Source organism: Mycobacterium sp., from assembly GCF_049585075.1.
Taxonomy (GTDB): domain Bacteria; phylum Actinomycetota; class Actinomycetes; order Mycobacteriales; family Mycobacteriaceae; genus Mycobacterium.
In genome coordinates this window covers 1-3,571 of sequence record NZ_JBAUZA010000477.1, presented here as the reverse complement: position 1 = coordinate 3,571, position 3,571 = coordinate 1, and the positions used below count along the sequence as shown (strand labels likewise).

The following is a 3,571-nucleotide window of genomic DNA, read 5'->3' as shown; positions in this document are numbered from 1 at the left end:
CGGCATGGTCGGCGACCATGCCGCCGGCGCGACCTCCGGTTCCGACGCCATCGGGACGACCGGCGGCTGGCTCACCAACAGCGACGGACAGGTCGTCATAATGCACGGCCTCAACGAGGTGTACAAGATTCCGCCTGGTGAGCCCAGCGCCAGCGGGTTCAGCGACGACGACGCAGCGTTCTTGGCCGCCAACGGCTTTAACGCCGTGCGGCTGGGCGTCATCTGGGCTGACCTCGAGCCGCAGCCCGGCGTCTTCGACACCGCCTACCTCAACTCGATCGAGCAGACCGTGCAGACCCTGGGCAATCACGGCATCCACAGCATCCTTGATTTCCATCAGGACGCCTACAGCACCGAATTCGGCGGCGAAGGCGCGCCGGCGTGGGCGGTGCAGGACGGCGGGCTGCCCAACTCGCCAACGAGCTTCCCGCTCAACATCTTCTTCAACCCCGCGGAGCAGCACGCCTGGGATGCGTTCTGGACGAACGCTGACGCAGCGAATGGTGTTGGGCTGGAGAACAATTACGCGCAAATGCTGGAGTACGTCGCCAATGCCTTCAACGGCAACTCCAACGTGGCCGGGTTCGAGCTCATCAACGAACCATCCCCGGGCGGGTCGACATTCTTCTCGACCCTGTTTGGCAGCCCGTACTTCGACAGTCAGCAGCTGACGCCGTTCTACAACCAAGGGGCGGATGCGATCCGGGCCGTCGATCCGACCACACCGATCTTCTTCGAACCCAACGTTTTGTCCAACGCGGGCCTGCCCACCGATCTGGGCACGGTGAACGCCACGAACACCGTCTTGTCGTTCCACGACTACTGCCAGTTCGACCTCGGGGTGCTGGGTTGCTTGCCGGCCGTCAGCGCCGTCGTCGGAAATGCCGAGGCGTACGCACAGGCACACGGCATCCCGGCGTTCATGACCGAGTTCGGGGCCACCAGCACCCAGTCCCAAATCTTGGCGCCGCTGCAGGGCGCCGACCTGCATCAGCTCGGTTGGACCGAGTGGGCCTACAGCGGCCAAGGCGACATCACCACCTCCGCGTCGCCACCGGGCTCCGAGTCGCTGGTGTTCAACCCGGAGCTGCCACCGACCGGCACGAACGTCAACACCGCCAACCTGGAAACGCTCGCCGAGCCTTATCCGCAACTGATTTCGGGCACCCCGACTTCGTACTTTTTTGCAAACGGCACCTTCGACTTCAGCTACTCCACCGCCGAGGCCGACGGCATGGGCAACTTCCCGGCCGGCTCGGAGACCACGATCGCGGTGCCGTCCGTCGAGTTCCCCAACGGCTATGACGTGGTCGTCACGGGAGGACATGTTGTCTCGGCGCCCGATGCGCCCGAGTTGGTCATCGCGTCGGACAACGGAGCGAGCACGGTCAGCGTCGTGGTGAGCGCCGCTACTGTCGGCGGCGCCGCCGCGGGGTAAGCCCGGTCACTGACCAGGTGGTAACGTCATTACCGTTTGAGGCCAATCTGACTCTCCGGAGACGTTAGATGCATTCACGCGAGCTGTCGTCATGACCGAGTCGGTGGCAGCGTTCGCCGAGCGGGCCCGCACCTGGCTCGCCGACTCCATGCCGCGCATCGACCCGCAAGATCCGCCGTACGCCGACCGCGGCGACGAGGCGTCCTGGCAGCACGTCCGCAAATTGCAGCGGCGGCTCTATGACGGCGGGTTCGCGGGGATCTGCTTCCCCACCGAATACGGCGGCCTCGGGCTGGATATCGAATATCAGAAGGCGTTCGATGCCGAAAGCGTCTGCTATGAGATGCCGCTGATCTTGAATACCCCGACCTTCACCATCTGCGCCGCGACGATCCTCGACACCGGCACCGAAGAGCAGAAGCGGCAACACATTTCGGCCGCGCTGCGCGGTGACGAGGTGCTCGTTCAGCTGCTCTCGGAGCCTAGCGGCGGCTCCGATTTGGCGGGCGTGATCACCCGCGCCGAGCGACGCGGCGACGAGTGGGTGGTCAACGGCGCCAAGACGTGGAGCACCGGCGCGTTCGCCGCCGACTACGGACTGCTGCTGGCCAGAACGAACTGGGATGTACCCAAGCACGACGGTCTGACGATGTTTCTGGTGCCCATGCACAGTCCGGGCATCACGCTGCGCCGGATCAAGCAGGTCAATGGATCCACGGAGTTTTGCGAGGAGTTCTTCGACGACCTGGAACTGCGCGACGACGCGGTGCTCGGCGAGGTCGGCAAGGGCTGGGAGGTGGCCTCGCGCCAGCTGTATCACGAGCGGCGCGCGGTCGGCGGCGGCTCCGAATTCGCCAGCGGCAGCGGCAGCGAGAACAACCAGGAACAGCCACCCGATTACCCCGCGCTGCTGCAGGCGGCCGGGCTTTCCGGCAACGAACGCGTACGGGAAGCAGCCGGCCACGCGCTGACCCACCGCGCGGTGTGGGAGCAGTTGATCGAACACGTCTATCGCGGCGTGCTGGACGGCTCACTCCCCTCGACCGCCGGTTCGCTGATCCGGCTTTTCCAGGCTGAGGAGGTTGCCGTCGAGGTCGATACCGCATTGGCGATCGCCGCCAGTGTCGGTGTCGTTGGTGGGCAGGAAGACCTGCTCTTCGTCGGCGAGCGCTACCTGTCCCGTCAAACCGCGGCGCTGGGCGGCGGCACCACCGAGATGGCACGCAACGTGATTGGCGAACGAGTACTGGGTTTTCCGCGCGAGTACGCCGCCGATCGCGGGGTGGCGTTTAACCAGGTCAAGCACGGTCGTTCCTGAGCAGTTCGGCGGCCGCCCCGTCGGTTCCGGAACTACTCGTAGAATCGTGCCGAATTGTTAAGCCTGCTTGTCGATCACACGCCTAGCGAGGAGAGCGACCGTGTCATCTGTTGATCTTCGGGAAACCCGATTCGACGGCGTTCGGATCCGCATCGACAGCGATAAGACCTACGAACAGGTCGTCGCCGCACTACTCGCGGAGGTCGGTGAAAGGCCCGAGTCGATAAGCGATCTTCCCGGCGCTTACTTTCACGACTGGGAATCGTTCGCCACCGAGATCACCCGCCAGCTCGGTCCCAGCGAGTTCATGCTGATGCACCTCATTCATCACAGCGGGTGGCTCGAGACGGCCGGAATCAACCGCAAAGCGCTGCGTGCCATCCTCGGCAATCCACTGATCTCCATCACGATGCTTCGGCACGACCTGACGGCCGGGCTGTTCGCACCCGTGGAACTGCTGCTGCTGGAAGAAGACCACAACCGAAGCAGCCTGACCTACCTCAAACCGTCGTCGCTGATGGTCGTCGGCGACAATCCGCCGCTGCAGGCGGCCGCACTGGCGCTGGACGAGAAGCTTGCCGCATTAGCCGCAAAAGTCGCGGCAGCCGCCTAGCTCAAACCGTGCTCAGCCGCGAAAGCACCTCGGCGACAACGGAATCCGTCGCCACCTCGAGTTGATCGCCGGTGCTCAGATCCTTCACGCCGATGGTTCCGGCTTCGATGTCGCGATCACCGGCGACCAGCGCCAGCCGCGCGCCAGATCGGTCGGCGGCGCGCATCGAGGCCTTGATGCCGCGGTCGCCGTAGGCCAGATC

General features: G+C 64.7%; 4 protein-coding genes. 3 read left to right on the top strand and 1 reads right to left on the bottom strand.

Features of this window, described 5'->3' with window-relative positions; translation table 11 throughout:
* From WB785_RS22435 to WB785_RS22425, 3 genes are all read left to right on the top strand, one after another.
* Nucleotides 1-1,438 (top strand): cellulase family glycosylhydrolase (locus WB785_RS22435; protein WP_424081955.1); only part of this gene is annotated, 1,438 nt, incomplete at its 5' end.
* Nucleotides 1,439-1,529: 91 nt separating this feature from the next.
* Entirely contained in the window at nt 1,530-2,756 is a 1,227-nt protein-coding gene (locus tag WB785_RS22430) for an acyl-CoA dehydrogenase family protein (protein ID WP_424081953.1), read from the top strand.
* A gap of 100 nt (nt 2,757-2,856) precedes the next feature.
* On the top strand, nt 2,857-3,369 hold the full coding sequence (locus tag WB785_RS22425; RefSeq protein WP_424081951.1) for a DUF302 domain-containing protein: 513 nt from the start codon (nt 2,857-2,859) through the stop codon (nt 3,367-3,369).
* A 1-nt stretch (nt 3,370) separates the two neighbouring features.
* Here the strand turns inward: WB785_RS22425 and WB785_RS22420 are convergent.
* Nucleotides 3,371-3,571: His/Gly/Thr/Pro-type tRNA ligase C-terminal domain-containing protein (locus tag WB785_RS22420; protein ID WP_424081949.1), on the bottom strand; the 201-nt coding region annotated here is incomplete at its 5' end.

What these genes read in the sequence shown, in the direction of transcription:
- WB785_RS22430 (WP_424081953.1), top strand. Translation starts at nt 1,530, where the DNA reads ATGACCGAGTCGGTGGCAGCGTTCGCCGAGCGGGCCCGCACCTGGCTC.